Origin of the sequence: Pseudomonas sp. PDM19, assembly GCF_014852215.1 — a bacterium.
Lineage (GTDB): Bacteria > Pseudomonadota > Gammaproteobacteria > Pseudomonadales > Pseudomonadaceae > Pseudomonas.
Map to the genome: position 1 here is coordinate 1302487 of NZ_JACVBG010000003.1, position 20143 is coordinate 1322629.

The window sequence follows — 20143 nt, forward strand, 5'->3', positions numbered from 1 at the left end:
GTTTGGAAAAAATCTCCCACAGCTCTGTAAGGCTTTTCCCTGCTCAGACACGGAAGTCGCTGGCTGTGGTTTTTCCATTAATTTAGGCAGTTTAAAACCTCAAATCAACATTAAAACCAAGCGTTGGCACGCTGCGTGCGAGAGAGCATTCGAAGCAACCACAGCCAGAACGACCATTCGCCTGACTGGTCGGCAAGCAGCGACGCTGAACGCGTCCATTACAAGACTCGATGAGGGGAGTGCACGGCAGATGGCCGAGTTCGGAAATTACGTGATCTATCTGATCATGCTGGGGGCCGTCATCGGCGCGCTGGCATCGATACTGCGGCCCGACAGCGGGCTGGGGCGCGAATTCGTCAATGGCATTCACTCCATTGGCCCGGTGTTCCTGGCCCAGGCCGGGATCATGGTGGCGATCCCTTACCTGTCGAAGCTGATTTCCCATGTGCTGGGGCCGTTCTTCCACGCCATGGGCTCGGACGTATCCATTGCGGCGCTATCGATCATCGCGGTCGACATGGGCGGTTATCAGTTGGCTGATGCCCTGACGGCCAATCGCGACATGTGGATCACGGCGATGCTGGTGGGCTACACCTCGGGCGCCACCATCGTCTATCTCATCCCGGTCGGATTGACGATGCTCGAGCGCAAGGATCACAAGTACCTGGCGCTGGGAGCGATGGCCGGGCTGATCAGCATTCCCTTCGCGGTGCTGGCGGCGCTGCTGCTGATCACCCTGGGCGAGCTGCCGGTCCGCGAGCTGGTCTCCACCTCTTCGCCGGCCACGCATTATCTGGCGCTGGACTTCATCGGCATGCTCAAGCTGCTGGCGCCGCTGTTCGTCTTCTGCTTCCTGCTGGCGGCGGGGCTGAAGTACCGCGCCAACATGATGGTTTCGGGGTTCCTGGTGTTCGGCAAGATCATGGATGCCTTCATCAAGATCGCCCTGGCCCTGTCCATCGTCGAGCACTTCACCGGGGTATTCGCCAAGGTCTTCGGCAGCTGGGGGCTCGACCCGATGTTCGCCGACGAGAAGGAACTGATCCGCGCCATCGAGATCGCCGGCTACATCGGCATCATGCTCGCCGGTACCTTCCCCATCTGCTACCTGTTCCAGCGTTACTGCAGGAAGCCCATGGAGCTGCTCGGCCGTCAGCTGAACCTGACGCGCATCGGCGCCACGGCCTTCGTCATGGTGCTGGCGAACATCATCGCCACCTACCACCTGTTCAAGTACATGAACGCGCGCGACAAGGTGCTGTGCGTGGCGCTGGGAGTCTGCGCCCAGGCCACCATCGGCGATCACCTGGCCTTTACCGCCAACTTCCAGCCCACGCTGATTCTGCCGATCCTGCTCGGCAAGTTGTTTGGTGGTCTGTTCGCCGTCTTCATCGCCATCAAGATCTCGGTCCCTGCCGCTGAGCGTTTTGCCCTGCAGGACCCGCAGCCCGAGGAACAGGACGGCGCACTGCGCACCGCCTGATCCAACCCTTCCCATAGCCCCGCGCCGGTGATGCCGGCCGGGGCGTTTTTCTCTGCAAGAGGTATTCATGCGCAAGATATTCCTGGCCTGCCCCTACAGCCATGCGGACGCCGCAGTGGTCGAGCAACGCTTCGCGGCCTGCAATCAGGTAGCTGCCGAAATCGTCAAGTCAGGCCATGCGGTCTACAGCCAGGTGTCCATGTCCCACCCGATCAATCGCTGCCTGCCGGAACTGGACCGGGCGGCCATCGGCAAGATGTGGGGGCCGGTGGATGCGTTCTTCATGGAAGCGCTGGAGGAATTGGTGGTGCTGGACCTGGAGGGTTGGGACCAGAGCGCCGGTATTCGCCGCGAGATCGAGTTCTTCGAGGCACGTGGGTTGCGGGTCAGTCTGTGGAGCGAGGTGAAGCACGAGTTTCACTGAGCCGACGCGAGCGAGCCAGTGGCTTCTTGCAGGAGCGGGCCACGCCCGCGGGCGCGCCCCAAATGCCTTCTAAAAAGCGGCGCGTTCCTGCAGGGGATTGCCGAGCCATAAAAAAGCCGGAGCTGCTGGGCAGCTCCGGCTTTCACATTTTCGCGGGTGTGGAATCAGTTCGGAGTGTAGATCTGGTCGAACACGCCGCCGTCGGCGAAGTGGGTCTTCTGCACGGTGCGCCAGTCGCCGAAGGTCTTCACCACGGAGAAGAAGTCCACTTTCGGGAAGCGGTCGGAGAACTTGGCCAGCACTTCCGGGTTGCGCGGGCGCAGGTAGTTGTTCGCGGCGATGGTCTGGCCTTCGTCGGACCACAGGTACTTCAGGTAGGCCTCGGCCTCGGCGCGGGTGCCTTTCTTGTCGACCACCTTGTCGACCACGGTCACCGGCGGCTCGGCTTCGGCGGAGACGGTCGGGTAGACCACTTCGAAGCCACCACGGCCGAATTCGCGGGCGATCATCTCGGCTTCGTTCTCGAAGGTCACCAGCACGTCGCCGATCTGGTTCTGCATGAAGGTGGTGGTCGCTGCGCGGCCGCCGGTATCCAGCACCGGGACGTTCTTGAACAGCTGGGCGACGAATTCCTTGGCCTTGGCTTCATCGGCGCCGTGCTTCTGCGCGTAGCCCCAGGCGGAGAGGTAGGTGTAGCGGCCATTGCCCGAGGTCTTCGGGTTCGGCACCACGACCTGCACGCCCGGCTTCACCAGGTCGTTCCAGTCCTTCAGGCCCTTGGGGTTGCCCTTGCGCACGATGAACACGGTGGCGGAGGTGAAGGGTGCGCTGTCGTTGGGCAGGCGGGTCGCCCAGTCCTTGGGCACCAGGCCGCCGTTGTCGGCCAGGGCGTCGATGTCGGTGGCCTGGTTCATGGTGATGACGTCGGCCGGCAGGCCGTCGATCACGGCACGGGCCTGCTTGCTGGAACCGCCGTGGGACATCTGGATGGTGATCTTCTCGCCCTTCTCGGCCTGCCAGTGTTTCTGGAAGGCGGCGTTGTAGTCCTTGTAGAAGTCGCGCATCACGTCGTAGGAGACGTTGAGCAGGGGCTGGGCGGCTTGGGCGGTGGAGGCCAGGGCGAGGCCGGCGGCCAGCAGCGAGGCGCTGAACAGACGTTTCACGAGCAGTTCCTTTTGGCAGTGTTGTTGGGTGTCGATTATGCCGACAGGTTATATGGCACTTAAATACTTAAAGGCTATTTGCTTATGCGGGGACCCGATTCGCGGTTCCGCGAATTCCGCACCCAACGAAGGGGAAGCTTGCCCGGCAGCCTAGCAGGCCTGCCGGGCAATGACTGCCCCGACGGACGTCAGTCCAGCCCGCTGACTTCCAGCTCCTTCGGATACTCCACGCTGAACTTGAAGGTGGTGCTGCGTTTCTCGCCCGGCTTCAGTTGCCAGTCCCACAGCAGCTTGCCGTCGTCCTCGCGGGTGGCGGACTGGTCTTCGGGCGCCAGCAGGGCCACCTTGATCTGCTCGTTGCGCGAGACCGGCAACTGGTCCTTGAACTGCAGGCGCTGCTCGGTCTTGTGGTTGTTCTGCGCGTCGATGCGGAACTCGTAGGTGACGCGCTTGCGGCCGCCGGTGAGGCCGGTGTAGTCGGTGTAGCGGTTGACCAGCTTGCGCTTGATCGACATCGCCTCGTCGCCGCCCAGGGCCAGCTCGAAGGTCTCGCCCGGCATCACTGCGCGCAGCTGGCCGCTGGCGACGAAGGTGTTGCCCAGGTAGGTGTTGAGTGTGCCCGGCAGCAGCGGATAGTCGCTGGCGTTGCGGGTGTCGGCCTGCAGGTAGGCGGCTTCGCGCAGCGACGGCGTGGCCAGGTAGCGGAAGGTCGCCGGCAGCTTGAACTGGGCGATGGAGACCTTCTGCGAGCTGCCGTCGCTGTTCAGTGTGGCACGGGTCGGGATATGGAAGGAGGCGCTGGTGGTGGCGCCACTGACTTCGGCGACGGCCACCGGCATCTCTTCCAGCGAACCGGCAACGGCCATCTCGTCGGCGGCGAAGCGCTGGGCCTTCTTCGCCTCCAGCGCCATCATCGGCGCGGCTGGCGCCGGGGCGGGGCGGGCGGCCATCACCGTGCGCGGGTCGAAGGTATCGACGAACCACGGCGAGAGTGCCGGTACGCTGCTGCCCAGATTGGGGCGGGCGGTGGACAGGGTAAGGTCGACGTCGGTCCAGTCTTCGCCGCTGCTCTGCCGGACGATGCCCTGGTAGGTCATCTCGATCTGCTCTTCGCCATCGCGCAGGCGGGCGTCGTAGGCCGGGCGCCAGGAGGCGTCATAGAGCGTGTAGCTGAGCTGCAGCTGGACCTGCGCGGGCTTCTCCAGCGCTACGCGCAGGATCGCGCGCTTGTAGTGGGTGCCGTCGCCGGCCAGGTGGCTGCGCTGGTTCTCCAGCTCCTGCTTGCGCTGCTGCAACTCCTCGCCCTGCTGGTCGAGCTTGCGCTGCTCGTCGAGGATGCGGCCGAGGTTGCCCTCGCTCATCTGCAGCAGGTTCTTCAGTTCGTCGATGCTCGGCAGTGCCTGGTTCTTGCCCGGCTTGGTGCTGCTGGCCTGGATGTCGGCGAGAAACTGCTTCTGGTTCTCCAGCACGCTGCCTCGGTCGCTGATCTCACGCTCCTGCCGCTCGATGTCGCGCAGTTGTGCGTCCAGTTGTTGCAAGCGGTTGTCCGCGGAGGGCGGCGACACCTGCGGCGCGCTGCTGACATCGAGCAGGGTCGCGGCGGCGCTGGCGCTGAGCGAGGCCTGCAGGCTGTTGTCGTCGATGCGCAGGGGCAGTTGCTCCAGGGCGATCTCGTGCTGGCCGGCGGGCAGCTGCAGGGTGGCGGTGCGGGTGACGATGGCGCGGTCGGTGTAGACGGTGACCGCGCTGATGCGGCTGTCGGCCACCTGCGGTGCGGCCAGCAGCGAAGGGCTGGCCAGCGCGCCGGCCATGGCGAGGATCAGTGGGTGGAATCGAAAGGGCATGTGCTCACCTCGCGGCCTGGAAGGCGGCCGGCACTGCGGAACGCCACCACGGCGTCCGTCCATGCAGCGTGTGACGAAGAGGGCGTGCGGAACGGGTTGAGCGTGGGTGAGGATGACCGACGAACGGCTATCCAGCGCGGATCAGCGCTGCGCGGCGTCGTCCATACGCGGATAGAGCGGATTGCCACAGCGCGAGCAGAACGCCGCCTCGGCCTCGTGGCTGGCCTTGGCGCAGGCGGGGCAAGGCTTGTCCAGCGCGCCCGCTGGGCGTTCCTGGCGCATGGCGTTGTGCAGTTCGGCGCTGAAGATGCCGGTGGGTACGGCGATGATCGAGTAGCCGGTGAGCATCACCAAGCTGGCGATGGCCTGGCCCAGCGGCGTCTTCGGCGTGATGTCGCCGAAGCCCACGGTGGTGAGGGTGACGATGGCCCAGTAGATACCTCGCGGGATGCTGGTGAAGCCGTGCTCGGGGCCTTCGACCACGTACATGAGCGAGCCGAACACCGTCACCAGGCTCATCACCGAGACGAAGAACACCGTGATCTTCTGCCGGCTGCCGCGCAGCGCGGTGAGCAGGAAGTCGGCCTGGCGCAGGTACTGGCGCAGCTTGAGGATGCGGAAGATGCGCAGCACGCGGATCACCCGTACCGCCAGCAGGTACTGCGCGTCGGGATAGAAGATGGCGATCACTCCCGGCAGCACTGCCAGCAGGTCGACCAGCCCGTAGAAGCTCAGCGCGTAGCGCAGCGGTTTGGGCGAGCAGTACAGGCGCAGCAGGTATTCGATGAGGAAGAGGCCGTTGATCACCCACTCGATGTCGCTGAGCAGGCCGCCGTAGGCGTGGCTGATGTCGTCGACGCTGTCGAGGATCACTACCAGCAGGCTGGCGAGGATGACTATCAGCAGCGCACTGTCGAAGCGCCGGCCGGCAATGGTGTCGGACTGGAAGATGACGACGTAGAGACGCTGGCGCCAGCTGGGTGAGTCGGCCATGGGGGAATCCACGGAAGGGATTCAGACACCTTAGCCGAGAAGCACCGGGGCGGCCGCAGCCGCCCCGGTTCACATCCGGGAAAGCAGGTTCAGGCGCGCTCGCCTTCCTGCGGCTCGTCCACGTCGCCTTCGGCGATGCACGCCGCGGCGGTGAACAGCACGTCGGTGGAGGAGTTCAGCGCGGTCTCGGCCGAATCCTGGAGGATGCCGATGATGAAGCCGACCGCCACCACCTGCATCGCCACTTCGCTGGAGATGCCGAACAGGCCGCAGGCCAGCGGGATCAGCAGCAGCGAGCCGCCGGCCACGCCGGAGGCGCCACAGGCGCAGACCGAGGCGACCACGCTGAGCAGGATGGCGGTGGGCAGGTCGACCGCGATGCCGAGGGTATGCACCGCCGCCAGGGTCAGCACGCTGATGGTGATTGCCGCGCCGGCCATGTTGATGGTCGCGCCCAGCGGGATCGACACCGAGTAGGTGTCCTCGTGCAGGCCCAGGCGTTCACAGAGTTGCAGGTTGACCGGGATGTTGGCCGCCGAGCTGCGGGTGAAGAAAGCGGTGATGCCGCTCTCGCGCAGGCACAGCAGGACCAGCGGGTAGGGGTTGCGGCGGATCTTGGCGAAGACGATCAGCGGGTTGACCACCAGCGCCACGAACAGCATGCAGCCCAGCAGCACGGCCAGCAGGTGCAGGTAGCCCAGCAGTGCGTCGAAGCCGGATTCGGCGATGGTGCCGGCCACCAGGCCGAAGATGCCCAGCGGGGCGAAGGCGATCACCACGCGGACGATCAGGGTCACGCCGCCCGCCATGTCATCGAGCAGGTCGCGGGTGCTCTGGCGCGCGTGGCGCAGGGCGATGCCCAGACCGATGGCCCAGGCCAGGATGGCGATGAAGTCCGCCTCCAGCAGCGCCTTCACCGGGTTGGTGGTGACACTGAACAGCAGCGAGCGCATGACTTCGCCGATACCGCCGGGCGGCGCCAGTTCGCTGGTGGGGGCGCTGAGCACCAGGGTCGAGGGGAAGGTGAAGCTGGCGATCACCGCGACCACGGCAGCCGAGAAGGTGCCAATCAGGTACAGCAGCAGGATCGGCCGGATGTGGGTGCGCTGGCCTTGCTTGTGGTTGGCGATGGAGGCCATCACCAGCACCAGGACGAGCACTGGCGCCACGGCCTTCAGGGCGGAAATGAACAGCTTGCCGAGCAGGCTGACCGCCGCCGCGCCCTGCGGCCAGAGTACGGCGAGGGCGATGCCGCAGAGCATGCCGATGAAGATCCGCAGGACCAGGCTGGTGCCCTTGAGGCGCTGCAGGAGGGTGGGAGTTGGAAGCGTCATGACGTCTTTCGCTGCTGGAAGTGGGATCGCCCCGGCGGGCCGGGTGCGAAAGGTCGCGGATTATGCCGTCTGATGCCGGGAAATGCGCGGTTACCCGTCGATTGATCGGTCAGGCTTTGCTTCGGCAGGTGTCAGGTCGCAGTCTGGACGGGCGCGAGCGGACCGGCATTGATCCATGCCGGTCGCGTCGGCAATTCCCGAGGAACCAGCCGGCGGGTCAGCCGAGGTCGGCGAAGGCTTCCGGGTCCAGGTCGATGCCGGCGACCCGCTGTACGGCGCCGCGCATGGTCACCTGGAAGTCGTCTTCGACGCGGATTTTCAGCAGGCCGCCGGCCAGGTGCAGGTCGATGTGCCCGTCACACAGGCCGAGCCGGCGCGCCACCGCAGCGGCGGCGCAGCTGCTGGTGCCCGAGGACAGCGTGTAGCCGGCGCCGCGCTCCCAGATTTCCACGCGCAGCGCATCGCGGGATAGCCACTGGACGAACTGCACGTTGGTGCGGCGGGGGAACAGCGGGTGGTTTTCCAGCAGCGGGCCGAGGCGGCAGGCCAGCTCGCGGCTGGTCTGTTCGACGAACACCACGCAGTGCGGGTTGCCCATGGAGACGGCGTTGATCCTCAGCGCCACGCCGTTGACTTCCAGCGCAAAGTCCAGCGCCTCGGGAGCATCGATCTGCACCGGGATCTTCGCGCAGGCGAACTCGGCGCGGCCCATGGACACCTCCACGGTGCGGCCCTCGTCGGACACCTGGCTGGTGACGGTGCCGCCGGCGGTGACGATGTCGAACGCCTGCCCGGCGACCAGCCCGCAGTCCCACAGGTAGCGGGAGAAGATGCGCAGGCCGTTGCCGCTTTTCTCCGCCTCGGAGCCGTCGGGGTTGAGGATGCGCAGGCCGAAGGCGGCGTCGCTGTGGTTCGCCACCAGGATGCCGTCGGAGCCGATGCCGTGGTGGCGGTCGCAGACGCGGCCGATCTGCGCAGCGGTCAGGGCAAAAGGTGCGTCGCTGGCATAGACGAGGTAGTCGTTGCCCAGGGCCTGGTATTTCACGAAGTTCATCGGTGCGATCCGTCGCCGGAAGAAGGCTCCTGACTATACACGCGGGCCGCTGTTTTCCCTTCGCGGATCGTGCAGCAGCGCTTCCAGCGCGCGCTGGCCGAGGATCACCAGCCAGCAGGCGAGGATGAACGGCGCGGTGAACGCGGGCAGGCCGACGAGGGCGAAGCCGGGTTGCAGCAGCACCGCCAGGACGATGCCGCACAGCGGCGCCAGCGGGCTGCGGAAACGCAGCGACAGGGCGATACCGGCCAGCGCGCCGTTCAGGCCGAGCAGGCCGGCCTGCGCCGAGGCGGCCGGCAGGTCGAACAGCGGCGCCATGGCCAGCGCACCGGCGGCGCCGGCGAGTGCCCAGAACGCGGCGCGACGCTCCACCAGCAGCAGGCCGAGGGCGATGGTCAGGCCGGCCAGTGGTTCACCGAGGAAGATCACTTCGCCGAAGCCCAGTGCGGTCGAATCCAGCAGCGGATTGGCAGCGCCGCAGGACAGGCAGGCGACGCCGCTGGCCGGCGCGAAACCGAGCGCCTTGCCCAGCGCCACCGAGACCCAGCCCAGCAGCACGAAGGCCGAGGTGTAGGCCGGCAGGCCGAAGCGCCGGCGCGACTGGCGCAGCAGCACGGCCTGCACGGCGACGCTGGTGAGGATGGCGGCAACGGTCAGCATCACCAGCCCCAGCGACCACTGGAACTGGAAGGGCAGCAGCAGGCCGATGAGGATCGGGTTGTAGTCGTGCAGGCCGGCGTCGATGTCCGCCTGCGGCTCGCGCACGAAGCGCGCGGTGAGCGGGCCGAGCAGTGCGCCGAGCAGGGCACCGGGCAGCAGTTGCGGCGCGGACCAGGCGATGGTCAGCAGCAGGATCAGGCCGAAGCGGGCGTCGGCCTGCAGGTAGATCTGGCCGAAGCCGATCAGCCGGTTGGGGAGGAGCCGTTTCTGCGAGAAGAGGGTCAGGGGCATCTTGGTTCTGGGCAGTTGGAAGTGACTCCGCAGCGCCTCGTTGGGTGTGGGGCATCGAGGCCCCATCGGCGGGCGCTGCGTGAGAATCTTGTGACGCCGCCATACGGGGCCGCGCCACGGGTCTGGAAAAAGAAAAGAGGCTGCCGGCGGGATCACCGCAGACAACCTCGAAATTCCATGGCCAGCATTGGGAGTTGCTGCGTGGGGGCCATGGACCGACAAGCATTCGGTACGCATGTTGCTGGTGCACAAGCACTCAGTACAAAGGTCAATCCCGGACGGACGGGGACGCGGCCCCGTATTCCCGGCCCCGTCCGTCCGGGAGTGACTCGGTGCGGAGGCACGCTCGCGGGCGTGGCTCCTGAACTTGGTGTTTCTGCTGTCAGCCTGCTTTCCCTCACCCCAGCCCTCTCCCAGAGGGAGAGGGGGCCGTTCGGCGTGGCTTTCAGTCCGGTGCTGCCCGATAGCATCTGGCCGCACCGTGGTTTCAAGGAGCGCCACTCTGGCCGGCGACTCCGATCAGCTCCCTCTCCCGCTTGCGGGAGAGGGTTGGGGGGAGGGGCTTTCAGCCGTGCATCAAACTTCCAGTGCCGGCGCCACCGTCTCGATCCGCAGCATGTTGGTGCTGCCCGGCTGGCCGAAGGGCACGCCGGCGGTGATCACCACGGTGTCGCCACGGCGCGCCATGCGCTGGGCCAGGGCGATGTCCAGGGCGGTGGAGCAGATCTCGTCGACGTGGGCGAGCTGCGCGTTGACCACCGAGTGGACGCCCCAGGCCACGGTCAGGCGGCGGGCGGACTTGAGTTGCGGCGTCAGGCTGAGGATCGGTGCCTTAGGCCGTTCGCGGGAAGCGCGCAGGGTCGAGGCACCGGACTCGGTGTAGTTCACCAGCACCGCCACCGGCAGGATGCGGCTGATCCGGCGGATCGCGCAGCTGATGGCGTCGGAGACGGTGGCGTCCGGTTCCGGGCGGTTGATTTCCAGCGTGGCCTGGTAGTCCGGCTCGGCTTCGACCTGGCGAATGATCTTCGCCATCATCTCCACCGCTTCACGCGGGTACTGGCCCGAGGCGCTCTCGGCGCTGAGCATCACGCAGTCGGCGCCTTCGCTGACGGCGTTGGCGACGTCGGTCACCTCGGCGCGGGTCGGCGCCGGGGAGAAACGCATGGATTCGAGCATTTGGGTCGCGACCACCACCGGGCGGCCGAGCTGGCGGCACACCTGGATGATGCGCTTCTGGATGCCCGGCACGCTCTCGGCCGGCATCTCCACGCCCAGGTCGCCACGGGCAACCATGATCGCGTCGGACAGCCTGGCGATGGCTTCGATGGACTGCACCGCCGAGGGCTTCTCGATCTTGGCCATGAGGAAGGCCTTGTCGCCGATCAGCTCGCGGGCTTCCACGATGTCTTCGGGGCGCTGCACGAAGGACAGGGCGACCCAGTCCACGCCCAGCTCCAGGCCGAAGGTCAGGTCGCGGCGGTCCTTGGCGGTCAGCGGGCTGAGCTTGAGCACCGCTTCGGGGACGTTGACGCCCTTGCGGTCGGACAGCTCGCCGCTGTTCATCACGCGGGTCTCGATGGCGTCGCTATGGGCGTTGAGTACCTGCAGGCGAATCTTGCCGTCGTCCAGCAGCAGGCTCATGCCCGGCTCCAGCGCCTGGATGATTTCCGGGTGGGGCAGGGTGACGCGCTTGTCGTCGCCCGGTGCGTCGTTCAGGTCGAGGGTGAAGGTCTGGCCCTTCTGCAGCTGGACCGCACCGTCGGCGAAACGACCCACGCGCAGCTTCGGCCCTTGCAGGTCCATGAGGATGCCGATGGGGTAGTTCAGTTCGGCTTCCACTTCGCGCACCCAGGCGAAACGCTGGGCGTGGTCGTCGTATTCGCCGTGGCTGAAGTTCAGGCGGAACAGGTTGGCGCCGGCTTCCACCAGGGCGCGGATGTCGTCGCGGCTTTTGATCGCCGGGCCCAGGGTGGCGAGGATCTTTACTTTTTTATCCGGAGTCATTTGTCGTTCTCGAGGACCAGGATGGCGCGGAAGTCGTTGACGTTGGTGCGGGTCGGCCGGGTGATCACCAGGTCGCCCAGTTCAGCGAAGAAGCCGTAGCCGTTGTTGTTGTCGAGTTCGTGCAGCGGATTCAGGCCGGCCTTGAGGGCGCGGCTGTAGCTGCACGGGCTCATCAGGGCACCGGCGTTGCTTTCCATGCCGTCGATGCCGTCGGTGTCCCCCGCCAGGGCCCAGATGTTCGGTTCGCCCTTGAGGTCGGCGGTGAGGCTGAGGAGAAACTCTGCATTGCGTCCGCCACGGCCGTTGCCGCGCACGGTCACGGTGGTCTCGCCACCGGAAAGGATCAGGCACGGCGCCTTCAGCGGCTGGCCATGCTTGCGGATCTGCCGGGCGATACCGGCGTGGACCTTGGCGACCTCGCGGGATTCGCCCTCCAGGTCGCCGAGGATCAGCGTCGGGATGCCGGCGGCTTCGGCCTTGGCAGCTACCGCGTCAATGGAGTGCTGAGGCGTGGCGATGAGCTTGAAGTGGCTGCGCGACAGGCATTCGTCGCCGGGTTTGACGGTCTCCGAACGCGGGTCTTCCAGCCAGGCGCGCACGTTCGCCGGGATGTCGATGGCATAACGCTTGAGGATGGCCAGGGCATCGGCGGAAGTGGTCGGGTCGCCCACGGTCGGGCCGGAGGCAATCACCGTGGCCTCGTCGCCGGGCACGTCGGAAATCGCATAGGTGTACACGCTGGCCGGCCAGCAGGCGCGGGCCAGGCGGCCGCCCTTGATGGCCGAGAGGTGCTTGCGCACGCAGTTCATTTCGCTGATGGCGGCGCCGGATTTCAGCAGCGCCTTGTTCACGCTGCGCTTGTCGTCGAGGCTGATGCCTTCGGCCGGCAGGGCGAGCAGGGCGGAGCCGCCGCCGGAGAGCAGGAAGATCACCCGGTCGTTCTCGGACAGGCCGCTGATCAGTTCCAGCACGCGACGGGCGACGCGTTCGCCGGCGTCGTCCGGCACCGGGTGTGAGGCTTCCACCACCTCGATGCTGCGGCACTCGGCGCCATAGCCATAAGGCGCCACCACCAGACCCTGGACGTCACCATTCCAGTGCTTCTCGGCGACTTCAGCCATGGCTCCGGCGGCCTTGCCGGCGCCGATGACGATGGTGCGGCCGCCCTTGTCGGTGGGCAGGTGCTGCGCCAGTACCTGGGCCGGATGCGCGGCGGCAATGGCGGTGTCGAACAGCTCGCGCAGGAAGGCGCGTGGGTCGAGGCTCATGACAGGCTCCGATGATTCTTGTTGTGGTGTTCCATGGCTCAGGCTTCTGTCTTGCAGAAGACTCAGCGATGGAATCGAACATCCCGGCCGGCGAGGCCGTGTTCCCTACGGCCGGGTGTTCGAGTCGCTTTGCAGCGTGGCGGGCGAGGCCACTCCCATAACTTCGCCCGTCACTTTGCTCTTGCTGGCGTTATCCGCCGTACAACTTGCTCTTCGTAAGATGGCGTGGAGCGAAGCGATACCCATCGATCCCGGTACCGCTGAATGATGGGTATCGCAAGCTCCATCCATCCTACGAATGCCTTTCTCAGTCCTTGCGGATGGAGAAGTTGGCCATGTGCTCCAGGCCCTTGATCAGGCCGGAGTGGTCCCAGTTGCTGCCGCCGATGGCCGCGCAGGTGCTGAACACCTGTTGGGCGTTGGCGGTGTTGGGCAGGTTCAGGCCCAGTTCGCGAGCACCGGCCAGGGCCAGGTTGAGGTCCTTCTGGTGCAGGCTGATGCGGAAGCCCGGATCGAAGGTGCCCTTGACCATGCGGTCGCCGTGCACTTCGAGAATGCGCGAGGAGGCGAAGCCGCCCATCAGCGCTTCACGTACCTTGGCCGGGTCGGCGCCATTCTTCGCAGCGAACAGCAGGGCTTCGGCAACAGCCTGGATGTTCAGGGCGACGATGATCTGGTTGGCCACCTTGGCAGTCTGGCCATCGCCATTGCCGCCGACGCGGGTGATGTTCTTGCCCATGGCCTGGAACAGCGGCAGGGCGCGTTCGAAGGTGTTCGGGCAGCCGCCGACCATGATGCTCAGGGAAGCAGCCTTGGCGCCGACTTCACCGCCGGAGACCGGGGCGTCCAGGTACTGCGCGCCGGTGGCCTTGATCTTCTCGGCGAAGGTCTTGGTGGCGGTGGGGGAGATCGAGCTCATGTCGATCACCACCTTGTTCGGGCCCACGCCTTCGGCGATGCCGTCCTTGCGGAACAGCACGTCTTCGACCTGCGGGGTGTCCGGGACCATCACGATGATGAACTCGGCTTCCTGGGCGACTTCCTTGGGGTTGGCCAGGCCGATGGCGCCGGCTTCGACCAGGGCCGCCGGGGCTGCGTCGTGGTGGGTGGAAACGAAGATCTGGTGACCGGCTTTCTGCAGGTTCTGCGCCATGGGCAGGCCCATGATGCCGGTGCCGATGAATCCGATTTTGGCCATGAGGAGTTCTCCTGGTTGTTCTTGTTAGGCTGGCTGGCGCAGTGCGTACCCACCGCGCCGGCCGGCGAATCAGATGACGTTGTGGCTTTTGAGCCAGCCGAGGCCGGCTTCGGTGGTGGTCTTGGGCTTGTATTCGCAGCCGATCCAGCCGCGGTAGCCGATGCGGTCCAGGTGATCGAACAGGAAGCGGTAGTTGATCTCGCCGGTGCCCGGCTCGTGGCGGCCGGGGTTGTCGGCCAGCTGCACGTGGTTGATCGAGGCGAGGTTCTTCTCGATGGTCCGCGCCAGGTCACCTTCCATGATCTGCATGTGGTAGATGTCGTACTGCAGGAACAGGTTGGCGCTGCCGACCTTCTCGCGGATGTCCTGGGCCTGCTTGGTGGTCTGCAGGTAGAAGCCGGGAATGTCGAGGGTGTTGATCATTTCCATGACCAGCTTGATGCCCGCGGCTTCGAGCTTGCCCGCCGCGTACTCCAGGTTGTTCAGGAAGGTGTTCTCGATGGTCGCGCAGTCGTGGCCCTGCGGGCGGATGCCGGCCAGGCAGTTGACCTGGGTGTTGCCCAGCACCTTGGCGTAGGCGATGGCCTTGTCGACGCCGGCGCGGAATTCCTCGACGCGGTCCGGGTGGCAGGCGATGCCGCGCTCGCCTTTCGACCAGTCGCCGGCCGGCAGGTTGAACAGCACTTGTTCGAGCTTGTTGGCGTCCAGGCGGGCCTTGATCACCTCGGCCTCGACGTCATACGGAAAGAGGTACTCGACACCGCTGAAACCGGCGCGCGCGGCGGCTTCGAAGCGGTCGAGGAAGTCCACCTCGGTGAACAGCATGGACAGGTTGGCGCAGAAACGGGGCATGGGGTCACTCCTGTTGAACGGGTGGTGCGTGGCGCTCGGCTTCCTGATGAAAGAGAGCAGGGGGTGGGGGACTCTCCGCCAGGAAATATCCACCCCCTGCTCCTCCCCGAAGGGAGGAGTCGTTCGGATCTATCAGTCCAGCAGCGAGATGGCGGTCGGCGCATCAACGCCTTTCAGGGCCAGCTCTTCGAACTCGTTGACCGCGTTGATCTCGGTACCCATGGAGATGTTGGTGACGCGCTCCAGGATGACCTCGACCACCACCGGTACACGGTGCTGCTGCATCAGCTCGCGAGCCTGGGCGAAGGCGGCGCCGATCTGGTTCGGGTCGAATACGCGGATCGCCTTGCAACCCAGACCTTCCACCACCGCGACGTGGTCCACACCGTAGCCGTTGAGCTCCGGAGCGTTGACGTTGTCGAAGGCCAGCTGCACGCAGTAGTCGATCTCGAAGCCGCGCTGCGCCTGACGGATCAGGCCGAGGTAGGAGTTGTTCACCAGCACGTGGATGTACGGCAGGTTGAACTGCGCACCGGCGGCCAGTTCTTCGATCATGAACTGGAAGTCATAGTCGCCCGACAGCGCGACGACCTGACGGCTCGGGTCGGCCTTGACCACGCCCAGCGCTGCCGGAATGGTCCAGCCCAGCGGGCCGGCCTGGCCGCAGTTGATCCAGTGGCGCGGCTTGTAGACGTGCAGGAACTGCGCGCCGGCGATCTGCGACAGACCGATGGTGCTGACGTAGCAGGTGTCCTTGCCGAAGAACTCGTTCATCTCTTCGTAGACGCGCTGCGGCTTGACCGGCACGTTGTCGAAGTGGGTCTTGCGCTGCATCGTGCGCTTGCGTTCGCGGCAGGCTTCGACCCAGGCGCTGCGGTCCTTCAGCTTGCCGGCGGCTTTCCACTCGCGGGCTACTTCGAGGAACACGTCGAGGGCGGAACCGGCGTCGGAAACTATCCCTAAGTCCGGGGTGAATACACGGCCGATCTGGGTCGGTTCGATGTCCACATGGACGAACTTGCGGCCAGCGGTATAGACGTCGACCGAACCGGTGTGACGGTTGGCCCAGCGGTTGCCGATGCCCAGCACCATGTCCGATTCCAGGACGGTGGTGTTGCCGTAGCGGTGCGAAGTCTGCAGGCCGCACATACCGGCCATCAGCGGGTGGTCGTCGGGGATGGTGCCCCAGCCCATCAGGGTCGGGACGACCGGCACGCCGGTCAGCTCGGCGAATTCCACCAGCTTGTCGGAGGCGTCGGCGTTGATGATGCCGCCGCCGGCGCAGATCAGCGGACGCTCGGCGTCATTGAACAGGGCCAGGGCTTTCTCGGCCTGGGCACGAGTGGCCTTGGGCTTGTTCACCGGCAGCGGTTCGTAGGCGTCGATGTCGAATTCGATCTCGGCCATCTGCACGTCGAAGGGCAGGTCGATCAGCACCGGGCCGGGACGGCCGCTGCGCATTTCGAAGAAGGCCTTCTGGAAGGCATAGGGCACCTGGCCCGGCTCCAGCACGGTGGTTGCCCACTTGGTGACCGGTTTGACGATGCTGGTGATGTCCACGGCCTGGAAGTCTTCCTTGTGCATGCGCGCACGGGGAGCCTGGCCGGTGATGCAGAGGATCGGGATGGAGTCGGCGGAAGCCGAGTACAGGCCGGTGACCATGTCGGTGCCGGCGGGGCCGGAGGTGCCGATGCACACGCCGATGTTGCCGGCGTTGGTGCGGGTGTAGCCCTCGGCCATGTGCGAGGCGCCTTCCACGTGGCGGGCCAGGACGTGATCGATGCCACCGAGTTTCTTCATGGCCGCATACATGGGGTTGATGGCGGCGCCCGGTACGCCGAAGGCGGTATCCACGCCTTCGCGACGCATGACGAGTACGGCAGCCTCGATTGCTCTCATTCTGGCCATATTTTGTTCCTCGGTTCTTATACTGATTGTGTACAAAAGTTGAGGCGATTCTAGGCAGGCAATTCGACGAAGGTCAAGACGGGTTGTATACGAGGGACTGAGTGGTCATTTTTTGCTGTGGGCCTTGTATTCCGGGGATTTCGAGAAAAAGCTGAACGCTGGGTCAAACTGTCGTTTGAAAAAATGTATACAAAAATAGATGTGAATTGTCCTTTTCAGTTGCTTTGGTTGAGACCTTCGGCTACTAGATTGCGTACAGATTTCTGATACGCGTGTGCGCAGCATTCACCTCTGCGCATGGCGTGGCCCGGCTTGTCGACCTTGAACCGCCTTATCAACTTGAAGAGGAAAACCTCATGAGCACCCTGAGTCTGGAAACCGCACTGGACATCACCCGTCACGCCCTGGTCGCCAGCCGCGAGCTGTCCACCGCTCCGCTGACCATCGCCGTGCTGGATGCCGGCGGGCACCTGTTGAGCCTGCAGCGCGAGGACGGCGCGAGCATGCTTCGTCCGCAGATCGCCATCGGCAAGGCGTGGGGCGCGGTGGCGCTGGGCAAGTCGTCGCGCGTGCTGGCGGCGGACGCTCAGCAGCGGCCGTCGTTCATCGCGGCGGTGAACACCCTGGCGCAAGGCAATGTGGTGCCCGCGCCCGGCGGCGTGCTGATCCGCAATTCGGCCAATGAAGTGATTGGTGCCATCGGCATCAGCGGTGACGTCTCGGACATCGACGAGCAATGCGCGATCCGTGGCGTGCAGGCGCTGGGCCTGGTCGCTGACGCGGGCTGATCGAAGAAGGGCAGCGCGCGCGGTTCATCGCGCGCCTCGCTCCTACGCGTTTCCGGGGCATCCGTAGGATGGGTGGAGCGAAGCGATACCCATGCTGCAGCGGTTGATAACCGTCAGATCGACAACGGCCGCAAACGCCCCTGCGGCTTGTGTTCGGCGCCATTGTCCGGCGCGGTGCCGCGCAGCACCAGGCGGGTGATAGTCTCGGTGGCCGCTTCGAAGTCTGCCTCGCTGAGGCTGGTCTTGCCGGTGACCATGGAGATCTGCCAGTCGAAGTCGGCGTAGGTCTGGGTCGCCGCCCAGATGGTGAACAGCAGGTGATGCGGGTCCACCGGCGCCAGCAGGCCGCGGTCGATCCAGCTCTGCAGGCAGGCGATGTTGCGCTGTGCCTGGGCGTTCAACTCATCCAGGTATTCCCTGGGCAGGTGCGGCGCACCGTGCATCAGCTCGCTGGCGAACACCTTGGAGGCGTGCGGCAGCTCCTGGGAAATCTTCACCTTGGAACGGATGTAGGCGCGCAGCGCCTCGCTCGGTTCGTCATCCTCGCGGAACGGCGCGGAGGCCTGCAGCAGCGGCTCCACCACGCTTTCCAGCACGCAGCGGTAGAGGTTTTCCTTGGACTGGAAGTAGTAGTAGACGTTGGGCTTGGGCAGCCCGGCGCGAGCGGCGATGTCGCTGGTCTTGGTCGCCGCGAAACCCTTTTCGGCGAATTCTTCGCTGGCGGCGCGAAGGATGAGGCGACGGTTACGCTCGCGGATGCTGGTCATTGGCTGGTCTTCTTTTCTTTTATTGCTGTTATAGCTGTTGTCACCGAGCCGGGCATGGTAGCACCGGGCTCTTGAGCCCCTCAACTCGGCCCCGTTGCGGGTACTTGCGTGCAATTTCCTGACTCGCGGGTCGGTTTTGTGTGTACAGCGACGGCGTTCTAAGGTATTTCTAGCGCACTTTCGTTCGGCACCTGCCATCCGGAACCCCCCATGTCCGATTCCCAGTTGGTCGACCCCTTCGGTCGACGCATTACCTACCTGCGCCTGTCGGTCACCGACCGCTGCGACTTCCGCTGCACCTACTGCATGAGCGAAGACATGCAGTTCCTGCCGCGCGACCAGGTATTGAGCCTGGAGGAACTCGAAGCCGTCGCCGACGCCTTCATCGGCCTGGGCGTGAAGCGCATCCGCATCACCGGCGGCGAGCCGCTGGTGCGCAAGGGCCTGACCGGTCTGCTGGCAAGACTGGGCGCACGTTCGGAGCTGGACGATCTCTCCATCACCACCAACGGCTCGCAACTGCGCGAGCGTGCAGCAGAGCTGCGCGCGGCCGGCGTGCGTCGGCTGAATATCAGCCTCGACTCGCTGCGCCGCGAACGCTTCGCCGCCTTCACCCGCTCCGACAAGCTGGAGCAGGTGCTCGACGGAATCGACGCCGCCCGCGAGGCCGGCTTCGAGCGCATCAAGCTCAATGCCGTGGTGCAGAAGGGCCGCAACGACGACGAAGTCTGCGACCTGGTGGCCTTCGCCCTGGAAAAGGGTATCGACATAAGCTTCATCGAGGAGATGCCGCTGGGCAGCGTCAGCAGCCACGAGCGCAAGCAGACTCTGTGCAGCAGCGACGAAGTCCGTGCGCAGCTCGCCGAGCGCTGGCAACTGTTGCCGACGCCGGAGCGCAGTGGCGGCCCGTCGCGTTACTACCGCATCGACGGATACGCCAGCCGCATCGGCTTCATTTCCCCGCACAGCCACAACTTCTGCGGCGACTGCAACCGGGTGCGGGTGACCGCCGAAGGCAAGCTGGTGCTCTGCCTGGGTCACGAGGGCGCGCTGGACCTGCGCCAACAGCTGCGCGAGCACCCCGGCGATGGCGCGCGCCTGCGCGATGCGCTGATGCAGGCGCTGCAGCTCAAGCCCGAACGCCACCACTTCGAAGCCGACCAGCAGGTGCAGGTGCTGCGCTTCATGAGCATGACCGGCGGCTGAGTCCGCCACGGCGGGCGCCCGGCCCGCCGGACAGAACAAAAACAACAGGCAACAAGGAGAGTCGTTTGAAGCTCAAGGCATTCTGCTGCGCGCTCGCCAGCATTTTTTCCAGCGGTGTTTCAAGTGCCGCCATGGCCCAGACCTACGTCGTCGGCGTCGAGAATCTGGCGTTCGCCCCCCATTACAGCACCGATGCGCAGGGCAGTTACCAGGGCTTCGCCCGCGAGGTGCTGGACCTGTTCGCCAGTACCAGCGGCATCACCCTGGAATATCGCCCGCTGCCGGTGGATGAGTTGCTGCCGGCGCTGCTGTCGGGCCAGATCGATCTCAAGTACCCGGACAACCCGAACTGGGCGCCCGAGCAGAAAGCCGGGAAAACCCTGCGCTACAGCCAGCCGGTGACCGAGTACGTCGACGGCGTGCTGGTGGCGCCGGAGCGGCTGGGGCAAGGCGTTGGCGCCTTGAAGCGGCTGGCGCTGGTCGACGGCTGGACGCCGCGTGGCTACGAGCAGTCGGTGCAGGCCGGGCAGATTGCCCTCACGCCCAGCGCCGACCTCAAGCAGATGATCCATGCCGCGCTGAAGAAGCAGGCCGATGGCGTCTACTTCAACGTGGTGGTCGCCACTTTCTACCTGGACAACATCCGTGCGAAGCCGGGGGCGCTGGTGTTCGATCCTTCGCTGCCACACACGCGCAGCGCCTTCCACCTGTCCACGGTGAAGCAGGGCGAGCTGATCGAGCGCTTCGACCGCTTCCTCGTCGACCATTCCAGGGAGGTGGCCGTGCTCAAGGCCAAGTACGGCGTCGAGGCGAGCCTGGATTCTGAGCACCTGGGCGTCGAGCAGTGGAAAGTGGATTTCCTCGAGCGCCAGAAAGCGAAACAGAAGTCGCCGTGAGCCGCCT

Annotated in this window: 17 protein-coding genes; 5 read left to right on the forward strand and 12 right to left on the reverse strand. The window is 65.4% G+C overall.

Annotation, left to right across the window (positions count from 1 at the left end; all coding sequences use genetic code 11):
• The first annotated feature begins 250 nt into the window (after positions 1-250).
• Positions 251-1483 (forward strand): ethanolamine utilization protein EutH, encoded by a 1233-nt coding sequence (eutH, locus tag IB273_RS21940; RefSeq protein WP_192225013.1) that lies wholly within the window; start codon positions 251-253, stop codon positions 1481-1483.
• A gap of 67 nt (positions 1484-1550) precedes the next feature.
• The gene (locus IB273_RS21945; protein WP_081518089.1) at positions 1551-1907 is read left to right on the forward strand and encodes a DUF1937 family protein; all 357 of its coding nucleotides are present in this window, start codon (positions 1551-1553) and stop codon (positions 1905-1907) included.
• A 164-nt stretch (positions 1908-2071) separates the two neighbouring features.
• Here the strand turns inward: IB273_RS21945 and IB273_RS21950 are convergent, their stop codons facing one another.
• The 11 genes from IB273_RS21950 to gcl form a co-directional block, all read right to left on the reverse strand.
• Positions 2072-3070 carry a sulfate ABC transporter substrate-binding protein gene (locus IB273_RS21950; protein ID WP_151186440.1) on the reverse strand — a complete coding sequence of 333 codons (999 nt, stop codon included), beginning with the start codon at positions 3068-3070 and terminating at the stop codon, positions 2072-2074.
• Between the two features lie 188 nt (positions 3071-3258).
• Positions 3259-4914, reverse strand: a complete 1656-nt coding sequence (locus IB273_RS21955) for a mucoidy inhibitor MuiA family protein (RefSeq protein ID WP_225605996.1) — start codon at positions 4912-4914, stop codon at positions 3259-3261.
• A gap of 141 nt (positions 4915-5055) precedes the next feature.
• A complete protein-coding gene (locus IB273_RS21960) occupies positions 5056-5907 on the reverse strand; it encodes an ion transporter (RefSeq protein WP_192225014.1) in 852 nt (283 codons plus the stop codon).
• Between the two features lie 89 nt (positions 5908-5996).
• The gene (gene sstT, locus IB273_RS21965; RefSeq protein WP_081518093.1) at positions 5997-7241 is read right to left on the reverse strand and encodes a serine/threonine transporter SstT; all 1245 of its coding nucleotides are present in this window, start codon (positions 7239-7241) and stop codon (positions 5997-5999) included.
• A gap of 217 nt (positions 7242-7458) precedes the next feature.
• Positions 7459-8295: a diaminopimelate epimerase gene (gene dapF, locus IB273_RS21970; protein ID WP_192225015.1), complete on the reverse strand. Its 837-nt coding sequence runs from the start codon at positions 8293-8295 to the stop codon at positions 7459-7461.
• 33 nt (positions 8296-8328) lie between these two features.
• Positions 8329-9246 (reverse strand): urea transporter, encoded by a 918-nt coding sequence (locus IB273_RS21975; RefSeq protein ID WP_192225016.1) that lies wholly within the window; start codon positions 9244-9246, stop codon positions 8329-8331.
• A gap of 576 nt (positions 9247-9822) precedes the next feature.
• Entirely contained in the window at positions 9823-11253 is a 1431-nt protein-coding gene (gene pyk, locus IB273_RS21980; RefSeq protein ID WP_151186444.1) for a pyruvate kinase, read from the reverse strand.
• Positions 11250-12521 carry a glycerate kinase gene (locus IB273_RS21985; protein WP_151186445.1) on the reverse strand — a complete coding sequence of 424 codons (1272 nt, stop codon included), beginning with the start codon at positions 12519-12521 and terminating at the stop codon, positions 11250-11252. Before IB273_RS21985 ends, pyk begins: the two co-directional genes overlap by 4 nt.
• Before the next feature lie 307 nt (positions 12522-12828).
• Positions 12829-13719, reverse strand: coding sequence for a 2-hydroxy-3-oxopropionate reductase (locus IB273_RS21990; protein ID WP_024763150.1), 891 nt, complete (start codon positions 13717-13719; stop codon positions 12829-12831).
• A 69-nt stretch (positions 13720-13788) separates the two neighbouring features.
• A complete protein-coding gene (gene hyi / locus IB273_RS21995) occupies positions 13789-14571 on the reverse strand; it encodes a hydroxypyruvate isomerase (protein WP_081518099.1) in 783 nt (260 codons plus the stop codon).
• A 132-nt stretch (positions 14572-14703) separates the two neighbouring features.
• The gene (gene gcl / locus IB273_RS22000; RefSeq protein WP_192225017.1) at positions 14704-16479 is read right to left on the reverse strand and encodes a glyoxylate carboligase; all 1776 of its coding nucleotides are present in this window, start codon (positions 16477-16479) and stop codon (positions 14704-14706) included.
• Positions 16480-16835: 356 nt separating this feature from the next.
• On the opposite strand from gcl, the gene IB273_RS22005 reads away from it, so the two are divergent.
• A complete protein-coding gene (locus IB273_RS22005) occupies positions 16836-17267 on the forward strand; it encodes a GlcG/HbpS family heme-binding protein (RefSeq protein WP_081518101.1) in 432 nt (143 codons plus the stop codon).
• Positions 17268-17380: 113 nt separating this feature from the next.
• Here the strand turns inward: IB273_RS22005 and IB273_RS22010 are convergent, their stop codons facing one another.
• Positions 17381-18034 (reverse strand): TetR/AcrR family transcriptional regulator, encoded by a 654-nt coding sequence (locus tag IB273_RS22010; protein WP_081518102.1) that lies wholly within the window; start codon positions 18032-18034, stop codon positions 17381-17383.
• 210 nt (positions 18035-18244) lie between these two features.
• On the opposite strand from IB273_RS22010, the gene moaA reads away from it, so the two are divergent.
• Together moaA and IB273_RS22020 are read left to right on the forward strand one after the other, a co-directional pair.
• A complete protein-coding gene (gene moaA / locus IB273_RS22015) occupies positions 18245-19240 on the forward strand; it encodes a GTP 3',8-cyclase MoaA (protein ID WP_192225018.1) in 996 nt (331 codons plus the stop codon).
• Positions 19241-19371: 131 nt separating this feature from the next.
• Entirely contained in the window at positions 19372-20136 is a 765-nt protein-coding gene (locus IB273_RS22020) for a substrate-binding periplasmic protein (RefSeq protein ID WP_192225019.1), read from the forward strand.
• The last annotated feature ends 7 nt before the right edge of the window (positions 20137-20143 follow it).

What these genes read in the sequence shown, in the direction of transcription:
- IB273_RS22020 (WP_192225019.1), top strand. Translation starts at nt 19,372, where the DNA reads ATGGCCCAGACCTACGTCGTCGGCGTCGAGAATCTGGCGTTCGCCCCC.
- sstT (WP_081518093.1), bottom strand. Translation starts at nt 7,241, where the DNA reads ATGACGCTTCCAACTCCCACCCTCCTGCAGCGCCTCAAGGGCACCAGC.
- IB273_RS21990 (WP_024763150.1), bottom strand. Translation starts at nt 13,719, where the DNA reads ATGGCCAAAATCGGATTCATCGGCACCGGCATCATGGGCCTGCCCATG.
- IB273_RS21985 (WP_151186445.1), bottom strand. Translation starts at nt 12,521, where the DNA reads ATGAGCCTCGACCCACGCGCCTTCCTGCGCGAGCTGTTCGACACCGCC.
- dapF (WP_192225015.1), bottom strand. Translation starts at nt 8,295, where the DNA reads ATGAACTTCGTGAAATACCAGGCCCTGGGCAACGACTACCTCGTCTAT.
- IB273_RS21960 (WP_192225014.1), bottom strand. Translation starts at nt 5,907, where the DNA reads ATGGCCGACTCACCCAGCTGGCGCCAGCGTCTCTACGTCGTCATCTTC.
- IB273_RS22005 (WP_081518101.1), top strand. Translation starts at nt 16,836, where the DNA reads ATGAGCACCCTGAGTCTGGAAACCGCACTGGACATCACCCGTCACGCC.
- IB273_RS21945 (WP_081518089.1), top strand. Translation starts at nt 1,551, where the DNA reads ATGCGCAAGATATTCCTGGCCTGCCCCTACAGCCATGCGGACGCCGCA.
- IB273_RS22010 (WP_081518102.1), bottom strand. Translation starts at nt 18,034, where the DNA reads ATGACCAGCATCCGCGAGCGTAACCGTCGCCTCATCCTTCGCGCCGCC.
- eutH (WP_192225013.1), top strand. Translation starts at nt 251, where the DNA reads ATGGCCGAGTTCGGAAATTACGTGATCTATCTGATCATGCTGGGGGCC.
- IB273_RS21975 (WP_192225016.1), bottom strand. Translation starts at nt 9,246, where the DNA reads ATGCCCCTGACCCTCTTCTCGCAGAAACGGCTCCTCCCCAACCGGCTG.
- hyi (WP_081518099.1), bottom strand. Translation starts at nt 14,571, where the DNA reads ATGCCCCGTTTCTGCGCCAACCTGTCCATGCTGTTCACCGAGGTGGAC.
- moaA (WP_192225018.1), top strand. Translation starts at nt 18,245, where the DNA reads ATGTCCGATTCCCAGTTGGTCGACCCCTTCGGTCGACGCATTACCTAC.
- gcl (WP_192225017.1), bottom strand. Translation starts at nt 16,479, where the DNA reads ATGGCCAGAATGAGAGCAATCGAGGCTGCCGTACTCGTCATGCGTCGC.
- IB273_RS21955 (WP_225605996.1), bottom strand. Translation starts at nt 4,914, where the DNA reads ATGCCCTTTCGATTCCACCCACTGATCCTCGCCATGGCCGGCGCGCTG.
- pyk (WP_151186444.1), bottom strand. Translation starts at nt 11,253, where the DNA reads ATGACTCCGGATAAAAAAGTAAAGATCCTCGCCACCCTGGGCCCGGCG.